The sequence below is a fragment of the Pseudomonas sp. 273 genome, from assembly GCF_029201425.1.
GTDB classification, from domain to species: Bacteria; Pseudomonadota; Gammaproteobacteria; order Pseudomonadales; family Pseudomonadaceae; genus Pseudomonas; species Pseudomonas delhiensis.
Map to the genome: position 1 here is coordinate 5,679,454 of NZ_CP116775.1, position 20,337 is coordinate 5,699,790.

Below are 20,337 nucleotides of genomic sequence, written 5' to 3' on the forward strand. Positions count from 1 at the left end.
TGATTCTCTATATAGCGTTTCACCTAATCAATGCCCTAATAATAAAGTCATTAACCGACAAAATCACTCCAACAAAATCTATAGCATTCTTCATTGGCGTCAATCAAATATCTAGCGCCCTCAACTACATAGCTCCATTCCGTCTTGCACAGTTCACCAGCCGCGCAGCCATCTTAAAAAAATATCTCTCCATTTCGATAACTACGAGCGCAGCACAATTCTTAATTTCATCTGTTTTTAATATTCTATGCAGCATATTGATCACAATGGCGATCATAGGCTACGCGCCAAAACTTATACCTAATAGTTTAGCCCTATCGGCCATTAGCCTAGGCCTACTTGGAGCGATCGCACTAATTCTATACGTTATACGAAAAAGCAAACCAAGGCCTTGGTTAACAAGTCTGACCGAGCCCTTTAAAAGCCTAACCATTAGAGACACATTACACTTATCCATACTTAATACACTACAAATAGCCATCGCAAGCGCAATTACTTACCAGCTATTGGATGGTACAGGGATGTCGTTTAAACTTACGGACTGCATTCTTTTATCCACAGCCAGCGTCCTACTCTCCATTGCTTCATTAACACCGGGAAACCTTGGATATAAAGAGCTCTCACTGACGGCGCTTGGTGTTTGGCTAGGGTTAGATCAAGGGACACTTCTAGCTGTACTTATATTAGATAGATCTATTCAGCTAGTCTTAACCTTTGTCTTAGCATCTTTCTTTACGCTTGTTTTCAAGCATATAACCCCACATAAAATCTTATAAGACCAGTTCGCTCATGGTAACTATTTCTGCCTGTTCTCTTAGAGCACAGACAAATTGGGAAAATACCTGTTTTCCCTTCCCTGCAATAAAGCAGGGATGCGAATAATAAACCCCAAACCCATCCTCACCAATGCTTTGCTCAATTGCATTTTCCAACGGGCTACTTGCACCCGAAGCGACATACCACTCTAGAAAATCGACAGTATTCGCTGCACTAAGCGTAACGGGAACGTCGGGCAATCCACATGGAGAACATCTTACTCTCCCTGTACAATCAATGAAGTCAGACAGATAAGCACACCCAGCCCCCGCCAGAATCTCATATGCAGGCTGGCTACTCTTGAATCCAGGGCTAGAGAAACCAAAGGAGTTGTAACCTAAGATATTTTGATAGCGCTCGATAGCCGGGGTCAGAAATCTATGCATTTGATCAGCGTCCATAGAGCTAGCTGCAAAGTGCCATAAACTGTGATTTAACCCACCATGCAACCCAATTTCATGGCCACTGTCGCGTGCCTTGAGCAATGCATCAGCAGAGAGCCTGTGCAACTCAGGGTTTATCAGAATACTCTCCAAAATACCTTTCCATCCAATCTTATCGCGTATTGACAGCTTCATCATCGGCTCTGTCGGATTACCCCGAACTGATCGTTGAGATAATCGCCGTAAAAATGCAGCTGACAAACTTACAGAGCGCCCCATATTGGCAAATATGGTGAATTTAACTCCCAGCCTATTTCCAAGTTCAACAACATCGATCAGCTTGCGCGCACAAACCGTCGTATCAATATCGAGGCGAACTGCATACTTTCTCGTCATTCCACGCAGTACTCTTCACAAACATCAACGATCCGAGCAGATGGTGAACCCAGTAATTCATTAGGCATAGTGGGTTGACGCTCCCGTAACGACTCCATGAATTCCTTAACCTTCACTGGTGCATACTCCGAAAGCACACAGTTCTTCCCCAATCCTTCCTGACGTTCGGTTGCAGCACGTAACAGTAAAAGAGGCTTATCTAGATAAAAGCACTCCTCTTGGTTACTTCCACCATCACTAATAACAAACTTTGCAGCCATCACCAAGCGCATAAACCTCAAATAGTCGTAGCGATGCCGAAACTCCACCCCCGGCAAAGCGGACAGCCTATCAAATAGTCCAAACTGCCGAAGCTTACGTTCGGTAGGCTTATGAAGAATGAACAACAGCGAAAACTGACCAGAAATAAGCTCAATTAACTCTACAATTCTTAGTAGAGAACGCTTGTCCTTAATATTTTCAAAACGATGAATGCTGACGACCCCAAACTCCTCGTCGGGGATCGGTAGATCAAGACTCGAATGTCTGCTCAAAATTATCCTAAGCGAGTCCTGCAAAGTGTTGGCTCCAATATCAACGTTTCGTCCCAGACGGTACCCTGAAACATTTTGAACTGCCCACTGACCAGGGCAAAACCTGATATCGGCAAGGCGGCCAACTGCTATTCGTATCAACTCCTCGGGAAAAGGATGAAAGTAGTTGTAGGAGCGTAGTCCGGCCTCCACATGGCCAACCTTCTGCCCCGCCAGCTTGGCAATCAATGCTCCCAATAGGGTCGAGGCGGTATCACCATGCACAAGTACCAAACCGTTATTTTTAGGAAATAATACTTGGCGAGAACGGAACGCACGAGCAACTACCTTAATCCCCCAAGCCAACATCTGCCGGATCGAAACAATATCATGTCCTTGATACAGTACCACTTCCGGACCAGAGATCTGGAAATTAGCCAAGATATCGTCTGTCGTTTCCTTATGCTGTCCTGTTGAGATAAACTTGTACTCAAGACCTCGGTCACGTAATTCCATCAGCACCGGCGCCATCTTGATCAATTGTGCCTTAGTGCCCAACACAACGTAGATCATGTCATTCCCCGATGCGGCTATAGAGCAAATTTGTGATCTGCTCAGAGACCAGTCCCATCAGGAAAACCATGATAGATGTTGTGAACAACAATGCACTCATATTCGTGAAGCGTGAATATTCTATAAAGGTGTAAAGGTAGTAACCCAGTCCTAGGGAGAATAGACTGGCGCTAATGGGAAGAAAGATCTTCAGCGGCGAGTAGAGCGTGCCGATCTTGAAGATGATCATCAGAAAGCGAATGCCATCACGAAACAGCCTGATGTGGCTATGAGTTCCCGCCAAGCGCGGCTTCACGTCCACGGGCACATATGCCACCGAGTACCCTGCGCGGAAGAAACACATGGTTGTAGTGGTCGGGTATGAGAAGCCGTTCGGCAGCAGACATATGAACTCTTCAACCAAATCCCGGCGCATCGCGCGGAATCCAGACGTGAGGTCCGCCACCGGCTGCCCCACCATCCAACTGGCCAGGCGATTGTAAAAGGCGTTCGCCAAGCCACGATGCATTCCGGCCTGGGCTGTACCGGAGCGGGAGCCGACCACTAGGTCATAACCGTCGTACAGCTTGCTCAATAGCAGTTCGATATCCGCAGGACAGTGCTGGCCATCGGCATCCATGCAGACCACCACAGACCTACCCGCATTACGCAGGCCAGTCTTGATAGCCGCGCCATTGCCCTTGCTATAAGGATGACGAACCACCTTGGCTCCCAGGCTGCTCGCCACCTCAGCAGTTTTGTCGGCGGAACCGTCGTCGACAACGATGATCTCCGCCAACGGATACAACTGCCGCAGTTCCGGCAGCACTAGTAATAGACCCTGCGCTTCGTTCTTGGCCGGCAATATAATCGAGAGATCTCGTCCGCGCTCCTCCACTTATCCCTCCTTAGGCTTTGAAGATTCTTTCTCGATATGCGCCATCGCCGCGGCACAGCGTTCACGCCGTGCGTCCGCCAACCAGGGATTGAGCGGCAAGCCTCGGCACATTTCGCCGCTGACAAAATCACGTGCCTTATCGAACTCTTGCTGGCGCAACCAGTAGCCCACCAGAATCTCTGCCACACCAGGATCGTTCTTAATGGCCCAAACCTTCTGCAGATAGAGCATCGCATCCTGATCATCGCCCCGCTCTACGGCCAAACGCTGTAGGTTAGAATACAAGTGCAGCAGATAGTGATTAGCCCCGCCCTGCTCCTGAGCCTTGGCCATGGCATCGTTCAGCCGCCGTAAATCATTGAAGGTGAGGGCCTTGCATTGCCCCGATTCGATTTGTTTGAAAGCGCCTGTCAACGCCGACGGAGCACTCCCTAGATTGGAGGTTGAAGCCAGGCTCAGTGCGCGCTCGTAATATTTGCGCACATCAGCATTCCGGCCCTCGACACACGACAACTGCATCGCCTGCACAGTCGAGCCAACGCAACTCGGGCATCGCTCGGCCTGCATGTCCATGACACGTCCCGCCTCATAAACTTTCCCCTTGTTCAAGAACATCTGGGCGAGATGCTCGGCAGCCCGGGGAGAGCCCCTGGCGCTATCGAACCACACTAGCGCCGCATCCAACGGCTTACCCCATAGTGCCGTCACTTGGCAGAGGATGGCGAAAAGCCCGAAGCAATAGGCGATGACCACACTGAGAGCAATCTTGCGATAGCGTTGCGCAAGACCGAACGCCCCCCAGCCAATCGCCAGACAAGGACCAAAGAGAGCAATGTAATTGCGATGCTCAAAATAGAGTTCCAGACCAACAACGCTCGACTCAAGCACGTGCGCGGCGAGAAACCACAATACAGCGAACGACAGGACCGGGAGACGTCGGCGCAGCAGCAGGGCAGTAACCAAGCCTCCGCCCAAGACCACAATCGCCAGCCCGTTTCCCCAGCCGAGTGTTCTCAGTATTGGGTATTGATCATGGAATGGACTGATATTGAATGGATCCGGGAGAAATGCGGAACGCAAGTAGTCAAAAAGCACTACAGGCTCCGTCAGAAGGCGCTGCCCTAGTGTAAAGTCTCGACCGGCATAATCGGTACTGAAGAAACTTCTCACGAGCAGATATCCCAGCAGCAATAGCGTTGCGGTACCGCTAAGCAATAAACGTAGCTTCCGCCAAGGGGCAACGGTAGCCACACCTGCGAGCAGAGTTAACTCTAGGACGAATATAAAGACAGGCAACAATGCGCCATTTTCCTTGGCAAACATCGCGAGGGCCGTCATGCCACCAAGCATTGCCAAAGGATATAGAACACTGCCAAATTTACGCTCATCCAATGAGCGAAGTGCATGTATGTATACTAGCACTCCAGAGAATACGAAGAACGCCGAAAGCCCTGCCATACGCTGAACGATAATAAGGGACGCGGCAACCTGAATAGGTAGCACAGACCAAAGAACGGCAATCAAAAGGGCTACAAAATTCGCGATATAATACGAACTGCCTCTTAACAGCAATACAGCACGCGCAATAAGCAACACCAGCCCTGCATTAATGACATGCAGCAGGCTATTTATCAGCAGAAATCCAGCAGGGTTATTTGGCCAATCATTCAGGTTAAGCAGAAAGCTGAGCATGCTCAACGGACGCCCGAGCGGGCCGGAGATATCGCCCAGGGTAAAAATCATAGCCGAGGAGAGGTCGTTAACGGTGGAAAGACCTGATAGTGGGCGCAGGTCGTCGTAATAGAACGTCCCGGACAGCCCAAATGAATAGGCTACAAACAAGCAAACTCCCCATGCGAGAGTCGCTACTAAAAAAAACACATTGCGCTTCAGATTCATTCCCTCGAACTCAAATAAAAAAATGGACCGCCTAGGCGGTCCATTTCTCAGCTCTGTAATTACTGGCAGCCTTTCGGCGCATATTCATCAGTAATTTTGGAACCATCCGTAGCACAGGCCCAAGAGCCAGTGGATGCAGTGCGAGTCCAAGTGATAGTCCCGCCTTCAACTTGAGAAGGAGCATGAACCAGCTCACACTCGATAGAGTTACCAGTAACACTAATGTTGCAGTTAGAGGTAGAAGCAGTCAGGCCAATCTGAGCGACAGTACTGACGGTGTCGCCATCATTCAGTCGGGTTTCGAATGCAGTCTTACCGGCAGAAATCTCGGCCAAGCCCGCAGCCACCTTAGCTTTAGCTTGGTACTTACTGTAAGCAGGAATAGCAATAGCAGCCAGAATACCAATAATCGCAACAACGATCATCAACTCGATCAGGGTGAAACCTTTTTGAACTTTCATGCAACTCTCCTTGAATAGGGTAGCGGTCCGATGACCTGAGGCTTATCAAGCACAGGCCATGCCAATTTCCTACATTGATATTCAAGGCTTCCTACGACTGCAAAGGGCTTTTTCGTGCCGGTAACAGGCAGCAACTGACAAAAAATGGCACTCGTCGTACTGGCATTTGGCACTCGAGAGAGCGTGGGTTATAAGAGCCGATGAATCCCTTGTCGGCCCTGAATCCATGAACGATCAAGTCGTGCTCTCCGGCCTCGCCCGCCAACTAGTGATCGCCGAGCTTCTTGACGAGAAGAGCGCCCAGCAAGCGCAACAACAGGCTCAGCGCAACAAGCTGTCGTTGGTCACCTATCTTGTGCAGAACAAATTGGTGAAAAGCCGCCCATTGACGGAGCTAGCGGCTGACCAGTTCGGTGTTGCCTTCTGCGACCTGGGAGCCATCGACAAGGACAGTCTTCCCAAGGAGCTAGTCAGCGAAAAGCTGGTGCGCCAACACCGAGTCATCCCACTCTGGCGCCGAGGCAATAAGCTCTTTGTGGGTATCTCCGACCCTACCAACCACCAGGCCATTACCGACGTTCAGTTCAGTACCGGCCTGACCACTGAGGCCATCCTGGTTGAGGACGACAAGCTCGGAGATACCATCGAAAAACTCTTCGAGAGCGCTACCGGCGGGCTGGATGACCTAGGCGACGTCGATCTAGAAGGCCTGGATATCGAAAGTGGAAACACCGAGCGCAAAGAAGAGTCCATCGGAGGGGACGCCGACGATGCCCCAGTGGTCCGCTTCGTCAACAAAATGCTGTTGGACGCCATCAAGGGGGGCTCCTCCGACTTGCACTTCGAGCCCTACGAAAAAGTCTACCGCGTGCGCTTCCGTACCGACGGTATGCTACACGAGGTAGCCAAACCCCCCATTCAACTGGCAAGTCGCATCTCCGCACGCCTGAAGGTAATGGCCGGCTTGGATATTTCCGAGCGGCGCAAGCCCCAGGACGGTCGCATCAAGATGCGTGTATCCAAGAGCAAATCCATCGACTTCCGCGTTAACACCCTGCCTACGCTGTGGGGCGAGAAAATCGTGATGCGGATTCTCGACTCGGCCAGCGCGCAGATGGGCATCGATGCGCTGGGTTATGAGGAGGAGCAGAAAGAACTTTACCTGGAAGCCCTCAAGCAGCCCCAGGGCATGATCCTAGTGACAGGCCCCACCGGCTCGGGCAAGACGGTATCCCTCTATACGGGCCTGAACATCCTCAATACCCCAGACATCAATATCTCCACCGCAGAGGACCCGGTGGAGATCAACCTGGAGGGTATCAACCAGGTCAACGTCAACCCTCGCCAGGGCATGGATTTCGCCCAGGCCCTGCGCGCCTTTCTGCGCCAGGACCCGGACGTGATCATGGTCGGTGAGATCCGCGACCTTGAAACCGCCGAGATCGCCATCAAGGCCGCGCAGACCGGCCATATGGTGATGTCCACCCTGCACACCAACAGTGCCGCAGAAACCCTCACGCGCCTGCTGAACATGGGCGTGGCCTCCTTCAACCTGGCTACATCGACCAACCTGATCATCGCCCAACGCCTGGCGCGCAAGCTCTGCACCCACTGCAAGAAGGAGCACGATATCCCACGCGAAACCCTGCTTCATGAGGGCTTCCCCGAGGAGCGGATCGGCAGCTTCAAGCTGTACTCCCCCGTGGGGTGCGAAAATTGCAAGAATGGCTACAAGGGTCGCGTGGGTATTTATGAAGTGGTTAAAATCACGCCTGCGCTGCAGCGGATTATCATGGAGGAAGGCAACTCCATTCAGATCGCGGAGCAAGCCCGCAAAGAAGGCTTCAATGACCTACGCATCTCGGGCCTGCTCAAGGCCATGCAAGGCATTACCAGCCTCGAGGAAGTCAACCGCGTGACCAAGGATTAATCCATGGCGGAAAAAGCAGTGAAGATAAGCGTCTTTACCTGGGAGGGTACGGACCGCAAGGGTGGGAAAGTAAAAGGGGAGCTTTCCGGTACCAATACCGCGCTGGTCAAGGCGCAACTGCGCAAGCAGGGTATCAACCCGACCAAGGTACGCAAAAAAGGCATTTCGCTGCTGAGCAAGGGCAAAAGCATCAAGCCCATGGACATAGCTCTCTTCACTCGGCAGATGGCTACCATGATGGGTTCCGGTGTCCCACTGCTGCAGTCCTTTGATATTATCGCCGAAGGCTTCGACAATCCCAATATGAGAAAACTGGTCGAAGATATCAAGCAGGAAGTGGCGGCCGGTAACAGCCTTGCCAACTCGCTGCGCAAGAAACCGCAATACTTCGACAATCTCTACTGTAACTTAGTCGATGCTGGCGAACAGTCCGGCGCATTAGAAACTCTGTTGGACCGCGTCGCCACCTATAAAGAAAAAACCGAGTCATTGAAAGCCAAGATCAAGAAAGCTATGACTTACCCGATCGCAGTTATTATTGTTGCGATCATCGTTTCATCCATTCTGCTGATCAAGGTAGTCCCACAATTCCAATCTGTATTCCAAGGCTTTGGAGCTGAACTTCCGGCATTCACTCTCTTCGTTATTCATATCTCAGAAGCCCTACAGTCTTGGTGGTTTGTAGTTATAATTGCTATTTTTTGTATCGGTTTGTCATTTCGTGAGGCGTATAGGCGCTCCGAGAAATTCAGGGACTCCGTAGATCGTTTGCTATTAAAAACCCCTGTGATCGGCATGATTCTTTACAAATCCGCCGTTGCGCGTTATGCCCGTACACTGGCCACAACCTTTGCTGCCGGGGTGCCTCTTGTAGAGGCTTTAGACTCGGTTGCTGGCGCCACAGGTAATGTGGTGTTTCGAAATGCCGTCACGAAGATCAAACAGGACGTGTCATCGGGTACTCAATTGAACTTCTCCATGCGAACTACGGGAATATTCCCCAGTATGGCCATACAAATGGCTGCAATTGGTGAAGAGTCGGGTTCCCTAGACTCCATGCTGGATAAAGTAGCGACTTTTTACGAAGAAGAAGTCGACAATGCTGTAGACAACCTCACAACGTTGATGGAACCACTGATCATGGCTGTCCTCGGCGTACTGGTCGGCGGCCTGATCATCGCCATGTACCTCCCCATCTTCCAACTGGGCTCCGTCGTCTAAGCATGCCTGTACTCGACTTCCTGGCCAGCCACGTGCTGGCCTTTGTTTTATGCGCCGCCCTCCTCGGCCTGCTGATTGGCAGCTTCCTCAACGTGGTCATCCACCGCCTGCCGAAGATGATGGAGCTGGAATGGCAGCAGCAGGCGCGGGATGCGCTTTCCCTGCCCCAGCCCGAGCAGAAGGCCACCTACAACCTGGTCCTGCCCAACTCCCAGTGCCCACATTGCGGCCATGAGATCCATGCCTGGGAGAACATCCCCGTGGTCAGCTACCTGGCCCTGCGCGGCAGGTGCTCGGCCTGCAAGGCGCCGATCAGTGCGCGTTATCCGCTGGTCGAGCTGGCCACCGCCCTGCTCTCCGGCTTCGTTGCCTGGCACTTCGGCTTTACCTGGCAGGCCGGGGCCATGCTGTTGCTGACCTGGGGGCTGCTGGCCATGAGCCTGATCGACGTCGACCACCAGTTGCTGCCGGATGCGCTGGTCCTGCCGCTGCTCTGGCTGGGGTTGATCGTCAATTACTTCGGGCTTTTCACCAGCCTGGGCGATGCGCTCTGGGGGGCGGTGTTCGGTTACCTGAGCCTGTGGTCGGTGTACTGGCTGTTCAAGCTGCTGACCGGCAAGGAAGGCATGGGCTATGGCGACTTCAAGTTGCTGGCCATGCTCGGCGCCTGGGGCGGCTGGCAGGTGTTGCCGCTGACCATCCTGTTCTCGTCCCTGGTCGGGGCCGTGCTGGGCGTCATTCTGCTGCGCCTGCGCAACGCCGAGACCGGCACGCCGATCCCCTTCGGGCCCTATCTGGCCATCGCCGGCTGGATTGCGCTGCTCTGGGGTGATCAAATAACCACTACCTATCTGCAGTTCGCCGGCTTCCGGTAATCCTGCCCGAGCGCTGCCCCTTCGGCCCGGCGTTCGCGGGACGACGGGGAGCCAGGCGCGAGGAGTACGATGAAACCCTGGATTCTTGGCCTCACCGGCGGCATCGGCAGCGGCAAGAGCGCCGCCGCCGCCCACTTTGCCAACCTTGGCGTGCACATGGTGGATGCCGACCATGCCGCGCGCTGGGTCGTCGAGCCCGGCCGGCCGGCGCTGGCGAGTATCGTGGAGCGCTTCGGCGAAGCCATGCTGCTGCCCGACGGCAGCCTCAACCGCGCGGCCCTGCGCGAGCGCATCTTCCAGTCCGCGGAGGAGCGCCGCTGGCTGGAGCAGCTGCTGCACCCGCTGATCGGCCAGGAAATCGCCAGCAACCTGGCGCAGGCCGAGTCGCCCTATGCCATCCTGGTCTCGCCGCTGCTGGTGGAGTCCGGGCAGCACCGCATGGCCCAGCGGGTGCTGGTGGTGGATACCCCCGAGCACCTGCAACTGGAGCGCACCGTGCGTCGGGACAACGTCCCCGAGGAACAGGTGCGCGCCATCCTGCAGGCGCAGGCGCAACGCGACGACCGCCTCAAGCATGCCGATGACATACTGCTGAACGACCGCGATCTCGGCCACCTGCAGCGCGAAGTGGAGCGCCTGCACGACTTCTATCTCAGCCTGCGCGGAGGACGCCCATGAGCCAGCCCCTGACCGTTGAATGCCCGACCTGCGGCGCCCCGGTGGAGTGGAGCGCCAAGAGCCTCTACCGCCCCTTCTGCTCCGAGCGCTGCAAGCTCATCGACCTGGGCGCCTGGGCCGCCGAGGAGCATGCGATTCCCGGCAACGACCTGGAGGACGACGTGTTCTCCGCGGAGCTGGATGCACCGCCGCTGCGGGGGCATTGAGGGTTCGCGAGTTGGATGGGCCGGCCTGTTGGCCGGCATCGCGGATGAATCCTACGCGGGCCGAGCCATGCCATTCCCCTGTAGGAGCGCGCCCTGCGCGCGAATCGCGAGCAGAGCCCGCTCCTACAATGGGGCGACATGGGAGACGCGAATTTTGATCCAGTCACCCCCGCGAACGAGGGAGCCCAGAAGACAGTTGCTCCTACGGGTGTAGAAGAAACTCCATCGCCATGGCCGCAGGGTTTCTCCAAGGCTCAACCCATCCTACAAAGAGCGCTCGGCTCAGGTGGCTCACAGTTACGCCTATGCGGTCGCCGCACAACATATTTCTGGTAGGAGCGAGCTTGCTCGCGAATGGCTTCTGCCTCGGGGCTTGATTGCGCTGTTGTGCTCGCTACGGATTTCGGCATATGAACACACAGGCACATAAACACCTATTGCAGGAAATCATCATGGAAACCGTTCGCTGGAACGTCGCCGTCTCGGCCGATACCGACCAGGCGCTACGCATGTTCCTGGCCAGCCAGGGCGGAGGGCGAAAGGGCGACCTGTCGCGTTTCATCGAGGAGGCGGTGCGAGCCCATATCCTGGAACTGAGCGCCGAACAGGCCAAGGCCGCCAACGCCCAGCGGAGCGAAGCCGAACTGGCTGGTGCGGTCGACGAAGCGCTGGCCTGGGCACGCAAGCGCTGATGCGGGTCGTGCTGGATAGCAACATCCTGTTCAATGCCCTCATCTCGCCCCATGGCGCGCCCGACGCCATCTATCGCGCGTGGCGGGCAACATTGCGGGCCGTGGCAAGCTCATCGACCTCGGAGCCCGGGCCGTCGAGGAGTCGAATGCGTCGCCGCTGCAGGGGCATTGCGGATGAATCCGCCCGGCGGGGACAGGCTTAGCCTGCTCGCGAATGAGCTTCACTGCGGAATCTGTTCGCGAGCAAGCTCGCTCCTACGAAGAGCATCTCGGTGCAGGTTGTTTCGACAGTGCCCGCACGCTCCCACCATCAACAGCAAGGACGGCATTCCCCGTCATCCGGTACCGGCGATGGGTATCGCTTCGCTCCACCCATCCTACGAACGGACTCGGTGCAACGTCACGGCCGCATGAACGCGTAATCGCGCTCCTCATCGAGGTTCTCGGCCAGGAAGTGCAGTTCGTGCGCCAGGTCTTCTTCCGTGCGCACCTGGGCGTTGGCCCGTACCAGCGAGCTGAGCAGGGCGCGCAACACCAGTTGCGTGTCCATGCCGGCCGCCTCGGCTTCCACCAGCAGTTCGTGAAGGCGCTGTTCGGCCCAACTGTGAATGCTCATGCCGTTCTCCATCGCTGTGGGGCAGCAGAGTGTCCCGGCGTGGCGCTTGCGGCGAACTGACCTGGATCAATCCGAGGAAAGGGATGACAGCCGCGAATCGGCTGTCATCAACGCCGGTCATCCTCGTCGTCCGTGCCCTCGTCCTTCTTCTCTTCCTTCCAGGGCGCCTGCAGGTAGCGGGTGCGGTTGAAGGTTTCCAGCCAGTCCGGGTAGAAGACCACCAGGCCGGTGACCACGGTGCCGTTGATGAAGGCCTCGGGGAACATGATCAGCCACAGGTAGCCGATGAAGTCGTCCAGCCAGGGCGGCATCGGGAAGATGCCGTCCACCCACAGCAGGCCCAGGCCCAGCAGCATGCTGCACAGGGCTGCCAGCGCCGCGGGGAAGAAGCCCGAGCAGAAGATGTAGACGAACAGGTTGCGCGGCTGGCGGCGCTCGACGAACAGCGCCGCCATTTCGGTGATGAACACCGGCACCAGCACCAGCAGCACGCCGTTGACGCCGATCGCCGCCCAGTCCTGGCGCCCCAGCAGGCACAGGCCGAGCTGCGCCACCAGGCCGACGAGCAGCGCCAGCGGCCAGTCCAGCAGCAGGGTCACCGCGGTCATGCCGATGAAGTGGAAGGACAGCCCCGAGGCGAAGTCCCTGCGCACCAGCCACAGCAGGAACAACGCCAGCATGGTGCCGAACACCAGGTGCTGGCGGCGGAAGTCGCTGACCAGTTCCACCCAGGGCGTGCGCCACGCGGCAAGCGCCAGCGCGGGCAGGTAGAGCGCCCAGCCCAGGGCCAGGCTCTCTTCCGAGAGCAGTTGCGCGGCTATCACGGGCGGACCTGCTCCAGGGCCTCACGCAGCGCGGGCGCGGAATCGTAGGCCTGGGTGGCGGTCACCCTGCCCTGCTGCAGGCTTATCCACAGCACGCTGTCCGCCGGCACCTGGAAGTGGCTGGCCACCCGCGGCTCGCGGTCGAGCAGCACGCGGTAGTTGTAGTCGCGCATGGCCGGCACGGCGAACATCTTCGAGACCAGCGAGGGCATGCGGCTGATGTCGGCGACGAAGATCGCGTGCCGCCGTTCCAGGTAGCCCTGCGGGCGGCCTTCGAGCGCCGCCTTGAGCAGCTTGCCGCCGGCCATGTCGCGGGCGACCAGCAGGACCTTCAGGTCGTCGTTCTGAGTGTAGGGCTTTTCGTACTGGTCGAGCAGCGTCCACCCCGCCGGGGGCACCTCCTCGCCAGCGGCCTGGGCCAGCAGCGGGACCAGGAACAACAACAGTGCGGCACACAGGCTTCTCATGCTCAGGCTCCAGCGGAATAGACCAGGATGTCGTCGCGCCGCCCCCAGCCGGCCTGCCCTTCCCAGAAGGCCAGGGCTTCGGGCGCGTCGCGCAATACGAAGACATGGGACTTGCCGATGCCCAGCCGCGCCAGGCGTGCCAGCGCCTCGTCGAGCATGCGCCGGGCCAGCCCGCGGCCCCGGTAGGGCGCATCCACCACCAGGTGCTGCAGGTAGCCGCGGCGGCCGTCGTGGCCGACCAGCAGGCTGCCGACCAGTTGCCCCTCGGCCTCCAGTACCAGGCTGAGACCGGGGTTGCGCGCCAGGTAGGCGGCGAAGGGTTCGAAGTCGTCGTCGCGGCGCAGCTGGATGCCCGGCGTGCGCGCCCAGAGGGCGATGAGCCGCGGGTGATCGGCGGTCGAGGCGCTGCGCAGGAACATGCTGAAGGGCTCCGGGGAAGGACCGCCACAGTGTACACAGGGCGTCGCCAACTCCGGCACTTTTGCCCGGCCATGGGGTGAGGCGCCATGTCGCAGCGGGACCGAAGCGCCAGCAGCGGCTAAGCTGTTGATATGAATGAAACCGATTACCTGCACCTGCTCCGGCGTCAGGCGGAACTGGCCAATGAGTTCCTCTCCAACGCGCGCAAGTGGGACCGGGAGTGCTGGGCCTGCGAGCGCCTGCTGCAGACGCTCAAGGTACCCTTTCGCCAGGAGGAGTTCATCGCGCCGGAACAACAGCCGCCGGACGTGCTGTTCCGCGACGCCTGCTTCGAGGTGTTCTTCGTCCTCGACGAGGGTCGCCGGCTCAACGAGGAATGGCGCGAGGAGCTGCAACGCCGGCGCCTGGCCCAGAGCCTGCGCCAGCTGATCCGCCGCGAGCAGAAGCCGCGGCGGATCAACTGCAGCGAGCTGCAGCGGCGTCTGGCGCCAACCCTGCGCAAGAAGGCGCACAACTACAGCGAGCGCGGCATCGACCCGGGCGAGCTGGACCTGCTCGCCTTCGTCAGCCTCAAGCGCGAGACGCCGGACTTCAACACCCCTTTTCCGCCGCCCACGGAGTTCCTGCGCCAGGGCTGGCGTTCGCTGTCGCTGGTGGGGCCGAACTTCGCCCGGGTGATCTTCGCCCACGAGGACGCCCCGGATTTCCTGCGCAGCCAGCTCGGCCGCGTGGTGCTGCTCGACAATGGTGTCGGGCTCTGACCGACGGGTCGGATTGAGCGCAAGCCAACACCCGACTAGAATGCTCGGCATTAGAAACGGAGGCCGCCCATGCCCAGTCGCTTGAGCCCCGAAGACCAGCAGAAGGTCGAGCAGTACCTCAGCTCGCCCGTTCACCAAGTCGAGCGTGCACCTTTCAAGCCCTGGCTGATGATGGCCGGGCTCACCCTCGTGGTCATCGTCCTGGGACTGCTCAGCCGCCTCCTGGCCTACCTCGCGCACTGAGCGCCGCCGGCCCGCACAGGATTCCCTAGCTATGAGTACGTCCCATGTCCCATCGTATCGTGATCGTCGGCGGCGGCGCCGGCGGGCTGGAGCTCGCGACCCGTCTCGGCCGCACCCTGGGTAAAAAGGGTCGCGCCCAGGTCACCCTGGTAGACGCCAACCTCACCCACATCTGGAAACCCCTGCTGCACGAAGTGGCCGCCGGCTCGCTCAACTCCGCGGAGGATGAGCTGAACTACGTCGCCCAGGCGAAATGGAACCACTTCCAGTTCCAGCTCGGCCGGATGAGCGGGCTGGACCGCGCGACCAGGCGCATCCAGCTGGCCGCCACCCTCGACGAGGACGGCAGCGAGCTGCTGCCGGCGCGCACCCTGGGCTACGACACCCTGGTCCTGGCCATCGGCAGCACCACCAACGACTTCGGCACCGCCGGGGCCGCGCAGCACTGCATCTTCCTGGACACCCGCGAACAGGCCGAGCGCTTCCACAAGCAGTTGCTCACCCACTACCTGCGCGCCCATGCCCGCCAGGGCGAGGACGACCAGATCAGCGTGGCCATCGTCGGCGCCGGCGCCACCGGCGTCGAGCTATCGGCCGAGCTGCACCATGCCGCGCAGGAGCTGGCGGCCTACGGGCTGAACGGTATCCAGCCGGAGAACATGCGCATCACCCTGATCGAGGCCGGCCCGCGGGTACTGCCGGCGCTGCCCGAGCGCATCAGCCAGCCAGTGCACCGCACCCTGGAGAAGCTCGGCGTGCGCGTGCTGGTCGGCTCGCCGGTCAGCGAGGTGACCGCCGAGGGGCTGAAGACCGCCAGCGGCGAGTTCATTCCCGCCAGCCTCAAGGTCTGGGCCGCCGGCATCCGCGCCTCCAGCCTGCTCAAGGACCTCGACGGCCTGGAGAGCAACCGCATCAACCAGTTGGTGGTGCGCCCGACCCTGCAGACCACCCGCGACGAGAACATCTTCGCCTTCGGCGACTGCGCCGCCTGCCCGCTCGGCGATGGCAGCGAACGCAGCGTGCCGCCGCGCGCCCAGGCCGCGCACCAGCAGGCCTCGCTGCTGGCCAAGTCGCTGGTGGCGCGCCTGGAGGGCAAGCCGCTGGGGGAATACCGCTACACCGACTACGGCTCGCTGATCTCGCTGTCGCGCTTCAGCGCGGTGGGCAACCTGATGGGTAACCTGATGGGCAGCGTGAAGCTGGAAGGCTGGCTGGCGCGGATGTTCTACATCTCGTTGTACCGCATGCACCAGATGGCGCTGTATGGCTTTACCCGCACGGCGCTGATGATGATCGGCGACCGCATCGGGCGCAGTACCGAGCCGCGGTTGAAGTTGCACTGACGCGCCGGGAAACGGCGGATAACCGCGAACGGTTATGCGCCCTACGCCAGGGGCCCGTACACCTGTAGGAGCGGATTCATCCGCGATCCGCTCCGTGCTCCCTGTAGGAGCGGGCCCTGCCCGCGATTCGCGCGCAGGGCGCGCTCCTACAGGAGGGTTCGGCGGTGGGCCTATTGTTCGCGAGCAAGCTCGCTCCTACGAAAAGCCGTGCGCGATCACAGCGTAACGTTCGCGATGTTTTTCCAGGCATGAAAAAGCCGCCCCTCGGGGCGGCTTTTTCGTACCACTGGCTTGCCTTACAGCGCGGCTACCAGCGCCGGGGCCGGCAGGCCCTGGAAGTCGATCGACATCATCAGGCTCAGCACGCTGATGGCGATGATGGAGAACGCGAACAGCTTGCGTGCCCACAGGCGATCGTCTTCGGCGCGGAAGCCCGAGACGGCGATGAACAGCCACCAGGCGCTGACCGCCAGGGCCACCACCAGGTAACCGTAGCCGGCGAAGCCGGTGACGGTCAGCAGCAGGGTGGCGGCGCCGAAGGCCAGCACGTAGTAGAGGATCTGCCGCTTGGTCGCCTCGATGCCGCGCGCCACCGGCCACACCGGGATGCCCGCCGCCTTGTAGTCGTTCAGGCGGAAGATGGCGATGGCGTAGGAGTGCGGCATCTGCCACAGGCAGAAGATCAGCAGCAGCACCGCGGCGCCCATGTCGAAATGACCAGCGGCGGCGCAGTAGCCCACCACCGGTGGCATGGCCCCGGAGAGGCTGCCCACCAGGGTGCCGTAGATCGACGTGCGCTTGAGCCAGAGGCTGTAGAAGCCGACGTAGACGACGAAGCCGAACGCCGCCATCAGGGTCGCCTGCACGTTGGTCTTCCACCCCAGCAGGCCGAAGCCCGCCAGGCCGAGCACCACGCCGTGGGCCAGGGCGGCCTTCAGCGAGATCTGCCCGGTCACGGTCACGCGGCCGCGGGTACGCTCCATGTGGCGGTCGATGTCACGGTCGATGCAGTTGTTCAGCACGCAACCACTGGCCACCACCAGCGACAGCCCGATCACCGTCGCCAGCAGCAGCATCGGGTCGACACTGCCGCGCGCGGCGAGGAAGAAGCCCCCCGCCACGGCGATCAGGTTGCCGAAGATGATGCCTGGCTTGGTCACCAGGAGATAACGCTTCAGCTTCACGTCGTCAGCCTCAGTTCACCATCGGCATCATCAGGGTGTCGGCGCTGAAGATGATCCACAGCGACAGGCCCACCACCAGCAGGATGACGATCACCGTGAAGATGAACGCCATCACGTTCCAGCGGCCTTCCGAGGACATGTTCATGTGCAGGAAGCACACCAGGTGCACCACCACCTGCACCAGGCCGAGGATGACCATGGCGAGGATGGTCGCGTGGCGGGTGAAGCCGCCGTCCATGACCATGTAGAACGGAATCGCGGTGAGGATGATCGACAGCACGAAACCGATTGCGTAGGAACCCAGGCTGCCGTGGCCGGCGCCGTGGTTGTCGTGTGCAGCGGCGCTCATTACACGGCCCCCATCAGGTAGACGACGGTGAATACGCAGATCCAGACGATGTCCAGGAAGTGCCAGAACAGGCTCAGGCACATCATCCGGGTGTTGTTCTGCGCGGTGAGGCCACGAGTGCCGATCTGCGCCATCAGCACCAGCATCCACAGCAGGCCGGCACTCACGTGCAGGCCGTGCATGCCGACCAGGGTGAAGAAGGACGACAGGAAGGCGCTGCGGCTCGGGCCGAAGCCTTCGACGATCAGGTGATGGAACTCGTTGACTTCCATCGCGATGAACGCGGCGCCGCAGAGGAAGGTCACGCCCAGCCAGGCGATGGCCTTGGCCTTGGCGCCCTTGTGCGCGGCCAGCATGGCCAGGCCGTAGGTGCAGCTGGAGATCAGCAGGATCGCGGTTTCGACGGCCACGTAGGGCAGTTCGAAGATGTCCTTGCCGCTGGGGCCGCCGGCCGTATGGCCGACGAGCACAGCGTAGGTGGCGAAGACACTGGCGAACAGGATGCAGTCGGTCATCAGGTACAGCCAGAAGCCGAAGACCGTCATGCCACCCGCGTCGTGGTGTTCGTGATCGTGGTCATGCCCCGCTTCGTGGGCGACCGAGTGTTTGCTCAATACTGCCGTAGACATGGATCAGACCTGTTTGGCGAGTTGCTGGAAGTGGCGGTTCTCGATGCGCTCGATCTCGTCCGGCTGGACGTAGTAGTCCAGGTCGGTGACGTAGCTGCGCACGATGACGGAGGCGATCATGCCGACGAAGCCGATGCCCGCGAGCCACCAGATGTGCCAGATCGCAGCGAAGCCGAAGATGAAGGCGAACAGCGCGATGGAGAAGCCAGCGGCAGTGTTCTTCGGCATGTGGATCGGCTTGTAGGACGCCGGAGCCTGGTAGGCGCGGCCGTTCTGCTTCATTTCGTGGAAGGCGTCGACGTCACGCACCACCGGCAGTTCCGCGAAGTTGTAGTACGGCGGCGGCGAGGAAGTGGACCATTCCAGAGTGCGGCCGCCCCACGGGTCGCCGGTCACGTCGGCCAGTTGCTTGCGGTTCTTGATCGAGACGAACAGCTGGATCAGCTGGCTGAGGATGCCGAACAGGATCAGCACGGCGCCGAAGAAGGCCACCACCAGGTACGGCTTCCACAGCGGGTTGTCGTAGTGGTTCAGGCGACGGGTCATGCCCATGAAGCCGAGGATGTACAGCGGCATGAAGGCCATGTAGAAGCCGACCAGCCAGCACCAGAACGAACGCTTGCCCCACTTCTCGTCCAGCTTGAAGCCGAAGGCTTTCGGGAACCAGAAGGCGAAGCCGGCCAGGTAGCCGAACACCGCGCCACCGATGATGGTGTTGTGGAAGTGGGCGATCAGGAACAGGCTGTTGTGCAGCAGGAAGTCGGCACCCGGGATGGCCAGCAGAACGCCGGTCATGCCACCGATGGTGAAGGTGACCATGAAGCCCAGGGTCCACAGGATCGGGGTGTCGAAGCGCAGGCGGCCACGGTAGATGGTGAACAGCCAGTTGAACAGCTTCACCCCGGTGGGGATGGAGATCAGCATGGTCGCAACGCCGAAGAAGCCGTTGACGTCGCCGCCCGAACCCATGGTGAAGAAGTGGTGCAGCCACACGGTGAAGCCGAGGAAGGTGATCGCGGCGCTCGCCCACACCATCGAGGTGTAGCCGAACATGCGCTTGCCGGCGAAGGTGGCGGTGACTTCGGAGAAGATACCGAAGGCCGGCAGGATCAGGATGTACACCTCAGGATGGCCCCAGGCCCAGAAGAGGTTGATGTACATCATGGCGTTGCCGCCGAGCTCGTTGGTGAAGAAGTGCATGTCCAGGTAGCGGTCCAGCGACAGCAGGCCCAGGGCAGCGGTCAGGATCGGGAAGGACGCGACGATCAGGATGTTGGCGAAGGTGCAGGTCCAGGTGAAGATCGGCATCTGCATCAGCTTCATGCCCGGGGTGCGCATCTTGAACACGGTGACCAGGAAGTTGATGCCGGTCAGCAGCGTGCCCATCCCGGATATCTGCAAGGCCCAGATGTAGTAGTCCACACCCACGCCCGGGCTGTAGGCCAGCTCGGACAGCGGCGGGTAGGCCACCCAGCCGGTACGGGCGAACTCGCCCAGGCCCAGGGACACGTTGACCAGCATCGCACTGACCACCAGCAGCCAGAAGCTGAGGGAGTTCAGGAACGGGAAGGCCACGTCGCGGGCGCCGATCTGCAGCGGCACGGCCAGGTTCATCAGGCCGGTCATGAAGGGCATGGCCATGAAGATGATCATGATCATGCCGTGCGCGGTGAAGATCTGGTCGTAGTGCTCAGGCGGCAGGAAGCCGTGGTTGGCACCTTCGGCCAGGGCCAGCTGGCCGCGCATCATGATGGCGTCGGCGAAGCCGCGCAGCAGCATGATCAGGGCGACGATGATGTACATCACGCCGATTTTCTTGTGGTCGATGGAGGTCAGCCATTCGGTCCACAGGTAGGTCCACTTGCGGTAATAGGTGACCGCGCCGAAGACGCCGAGGCCCACAAGGGCTACGACCGCCAGCGTGATCATGATGATCGGCTCGTGGTAGGGCACGGCCGACAGAGTCAGTTTCCCGAACATCT

General features: G+C 59.2%; 22 protein-coding genes and 1 pseudogene. 10 read left to right on the forward strand and 13 right to left on the reverse strand.

All coding sequences use genetic code 11. The annotated features are described in order from the left end of the window. Positions 1 to 770: 770 nt before the first annotated feature. The 5 genes from PKO50_RS25905 to PKO50_RS25925 are packed head-to-tail and all read right to left on the reverse strand — an operon-like array spanning position 771 to position 5,917. Positions 771 to 1,595: a hypothetical protein gene (locus PKO50_RS25905; protein WP_275627634.1), complete on the reverse strand. Its 825-nt coding sequence runs from the start codon at positions 1,593 to 1,595 to the stop codon at positions 771 to 773. After that, positions 1,592 to 2,680, reverse strand: a complete 1,089-nt coding sequence (locus tag PKO50_RS25910; RefSeq protein WP_275627635.1) for a UDP-N-acetylglucosamine 2-epimerase — start codon at positions 2,678 to 2,680, stop codon at positions 1,592 to 1,594. The genes PKO50_RS25905 and PKO50_RS25910 overlap by 4 nt, the downstream gene beginning before the upstream one ends. Before the next feature lies 1 nt (position 2,681). After that, positions 2,682 to 3,557 (reverse strand): glycosyltransferase family 2 protein, encoded by an 876-nt coding sequence (locus tag PKO50_RS25915; RefSeq protein ID WP_275627636.1) that lies wholly within the window; start codon positions 3,555 to 3,557, stop codon positions 2,682 to 2,684. Then, entirely contained in the window at positions 3,558 to 5,456 is a 1,899-nt protein-coding gene (locus PKO50_RS25920) for a hypothetical protein (protein WP_275627637.1), read from the reverse strand. Between the two features lie 59 nt (positions 5,457 to 5,515). After that, the gene (locus PKO50_RS25925; protein ID WP_275627638.1) at positions 5,516 to 5,917 is read right to left on the reverse strand and encodes a pilin; all 402 of its coding nucleotides are present in this window, start codon (positions 5,915 to 5,917) and stop codon (positions 5,516 to 5,518) included. A 226-nt stretch (positions 5,918 to 6,143) separates the two neighbouring features. Between PKO50_RS25925 and pilB the strand changes: the two genes are divergently transcribed. The 7 genes and pseudogenes from pilB to PKO50_RS25960 all read left to right on the forward strand — a co-directional run. Further along, complete coding sequence (pilB, locus tag PKO50_RS25930; protein ID WP_275627639.1) at positions 6,144 to 7,847, forward strand: type IV-A pilus assembly ATPase PilB; 1,704 nt, start codon at positions 6,144 to 6,146, stop codon at positions 7,845 to 7,847. A gap of 3 nt (positions 7,848 to 7,850) precedes the next feature. Next, the gene (locus PKO50_RS25935; RefSeq protein WP_275627640.1) at positions 7,851 to 9,068 is read left to right on the forward strand and encodes a type II secretion system F family protein; all 1,218 of its coding nucleotides are present in this window, start codon (positions 7,851 to 7,853) and stop codon (positions 9,066 to 9,068) included. Positions 9,069 to 9,070: 2 nt separating this feature from the next. After that, positions 9,071 to 9,943: an A24 family peptidase gene (locus PKO50_RS25940; RefSeq protein WP_275627641.1), complete on the forward strand. Its 873-nt coding sequence runs from the start codon at positions 9,071 to 9,073 to the stop codon at positions 9,941 to 9,943. Between the two features lie 69 nt (positions 9,944 to 10,012). Then, entirely contained in the window at positions 10,013 to 10,621 is a 609-nt protein-coding gene (gene coaE, locus PKO50_RS25945; RefSeq protein ID WP_089390517.1) for a dephospho-CoA kinase, read from the forward strand. After that, positions 10,618 to 10,827: a DNA gyrase inhibitor YacG gene (yacG, locus tag PKO50_RS25950; RefSeq protein ID WP_089390516.1), complete on the forward strand. Its 210-nt coding sequence runs from the start codon at positions 10,618 to 10,620 to the stop codon at positions 10,825 to 10,827. The genes coaE and yacG overlap by 4 nt, the downstream gene beginning before the upstream one ends. 452 nt (positions 10,828 to 11,279) lie before the next feature. Further along, complete coding sequence (locus tag PKO50_RS25955) at positions 11,280 to 11,519, forward strand: ribbon-helix-helix domain-containing protein (RefSeq protein ID WP_275627642.1); 240 nt, start codon at positions 11,280 to 11,282, stop codon at positions 11,517 to 11,519. Beyond that, positions 11,519 to 11,608: pseudogene (locus tag PKO50_RS25960) on the forward strand (PIN domain nuclease); the annotation flags it as partial. The gene PKO50_RS25955 and the pseudogene PKO50_RS25960, both read left to right, overlap by 1 nt. A 311-nt stretch (positions 11,609 to 11,919) precedes the next feature. Here the strand turns inward: PKO50_RS25960 and PKO50_RS25965 are convergent. The 4 genes from PKO50_RS25965 to PKO50_RS25980 form a co-directional block, all read right to left on the reverse strand. Continuing rightward, on the reverse strand, positions 11,920 to 12,135 hold the full coding sequence (locus PKO50_RS25965) for a hypothetical protein (protein WP_275627643.1): 216 nt from the start codon (positions 12,133 to 12,135) through the stop codon (positions 11,920 to 11,922). Between the two features lie 107 nt (positions 12,136 to 12,242). Then, on the reverse strand, positions 12,243 to 12,959 hold the full coding sequence (locus PKO50_RS25970) for an energy-coupling factor ABC transporter permease (protein ID WP_275627644.1): 717 nt from the start codon (positions 12,957 to 12,959) through the stop codon (positions 12,243 to 12,245). Continuing rightward, positions 12,956 to 13,426 (reverse strand): FAD/FMN-containing dehydrogenase, encoded by a 471-nt coding sequence (locus PKO50_RS25975; protein ID WP_109934231.1) that lies wholly within the window; start codon positions 13,424 to 13,426, stop codon positions 12,956 to 12,958. Before PKO50_RS25975 ends, PKO50_RS25970 begins: the two co-directional genes overlap by 4 nt. Positions 13,427 to 13,428: 2 nt before the next feature. Beyond that, positions 13,429 to 13,845, reverse strand: coding sequence for a GNAT family N-acetyltransferase (locus PKO50_RS25980; RefSeq protein WP_275627645.1), 417 nt, complete (start codon positions 13,843 to 13,845; stop codon positions 13,429 to 13,431). A gap of 132 nt (positions 13,846 to 13,977) precedes the next feature. Here PKO50_RS25980 and PKO50_RS25985 point away from each other — a divergent pair, with 132 nt between their 5' ends. The 3 genes from PKO50_RS25985 to PKO50_RS25995 all read left to right on the forward strand — a co-directional run bounded on the left by PKO50_RS25985 (position 13,978) and on the right by PKO50_RS25995 (position 16,193). Continuing rightward, a complete protein-coding gene (locus PKO50_RS25985) occupies positions 13,978 to 14,607 on the forward strand; it encodes a DUF1780 domain-containing protein (protein WP_089390510.1) in 630 nt (209 codons plus the stop codon). A gap of 69 nt (positions 14,608 to 14,676) precedes the next feature. Beyond that, positions 14,677 to 14,850, forward strand: coding sequence for a DUF3094 family protein (locus PKO50_RS25990; RefSeq protein ID WP_009617611.1), 174 nt, complete (start codon positions 14,677 to 14,679; stop codon positions 14,848 to 14,850). Positions 14,851 to 14,894: 44 nt separating this feature from the next. Then, positions 14,895 to 16,193, forward strand: a complete 1,299-nt coding sequence (locus PKO50_RS25995; protein ID WP_275627646.1) for an NAD(P)/FAD-dependent oxidoreductase — start codon at positions 14,895 to 14,897, stop codon at positions 16,191 to 16,193. 296 nt (positions 16,194 to 16,489) lie between these two features. On the opposite strand, the gene cyoE is transcribed toward PKO50_RS25995, so the two are convergent. Genes cyoE through cyoB form a run of 4 tightly spaced genes read right to left on the reverse strand, consistent with a single transcriptional unit; the run spans position 16,490 to position 20,335 of the window. Continuing rightward, complete coding sequence (gene cyoE, locus PKO50_RS26000) at positions 16,490 to 17,377, reverse strand: heme o synthase (protein WP_089390508.1); 888 nt, start codon at positions 17,375 to 17,377, stop codon at positions 16,490 to 16,492. 10 nt (positions 17,378 to 17,387) lie between these two features. Beyond that, complete coding sequence (cyoD, locus tag PKO50_RS26005) at positions 17,388 to 17,726, reverse strand: cytochrome o ubiquinol oxidase subunit IV (protein ID WP_109934233.1); 339 nt, start codon at positions 17,724 to 17,726, stop codon at positions 17,388 to 17,390. Further along, positions 17,726 to 18,355, reverse strand: a complete 630-nt coding sequence (cyoC, locus tag PKO50_RS26010) for a cytochrome o ubiquinol oxidase subunit III (RefSeq protein WP_109934234.1) — start codon at positions 18,353 to 18,355, stop codon at positions 17,726 to 17,728. Before cyoC ends, cyoD begins: the two co-directional genes overlap by 1 nt. Positions 18,356 to 18,358: 3 nt before the next feature. After that, positions 18,359 to 20,335, reverse strand: a complete 1,977-nt coding sequence (gene cyoB / locus PKO50_RS26015) for a cytochrome o ubiquinol oxidase subunit I (RefSeq protein ID WP_109934235.1) — start codon at positions 20,333 to 20,335, stop codon at positions 18,359 to 18,361. Positions 20,336 to 20,337: the final 2 nt, after the last annotated feature.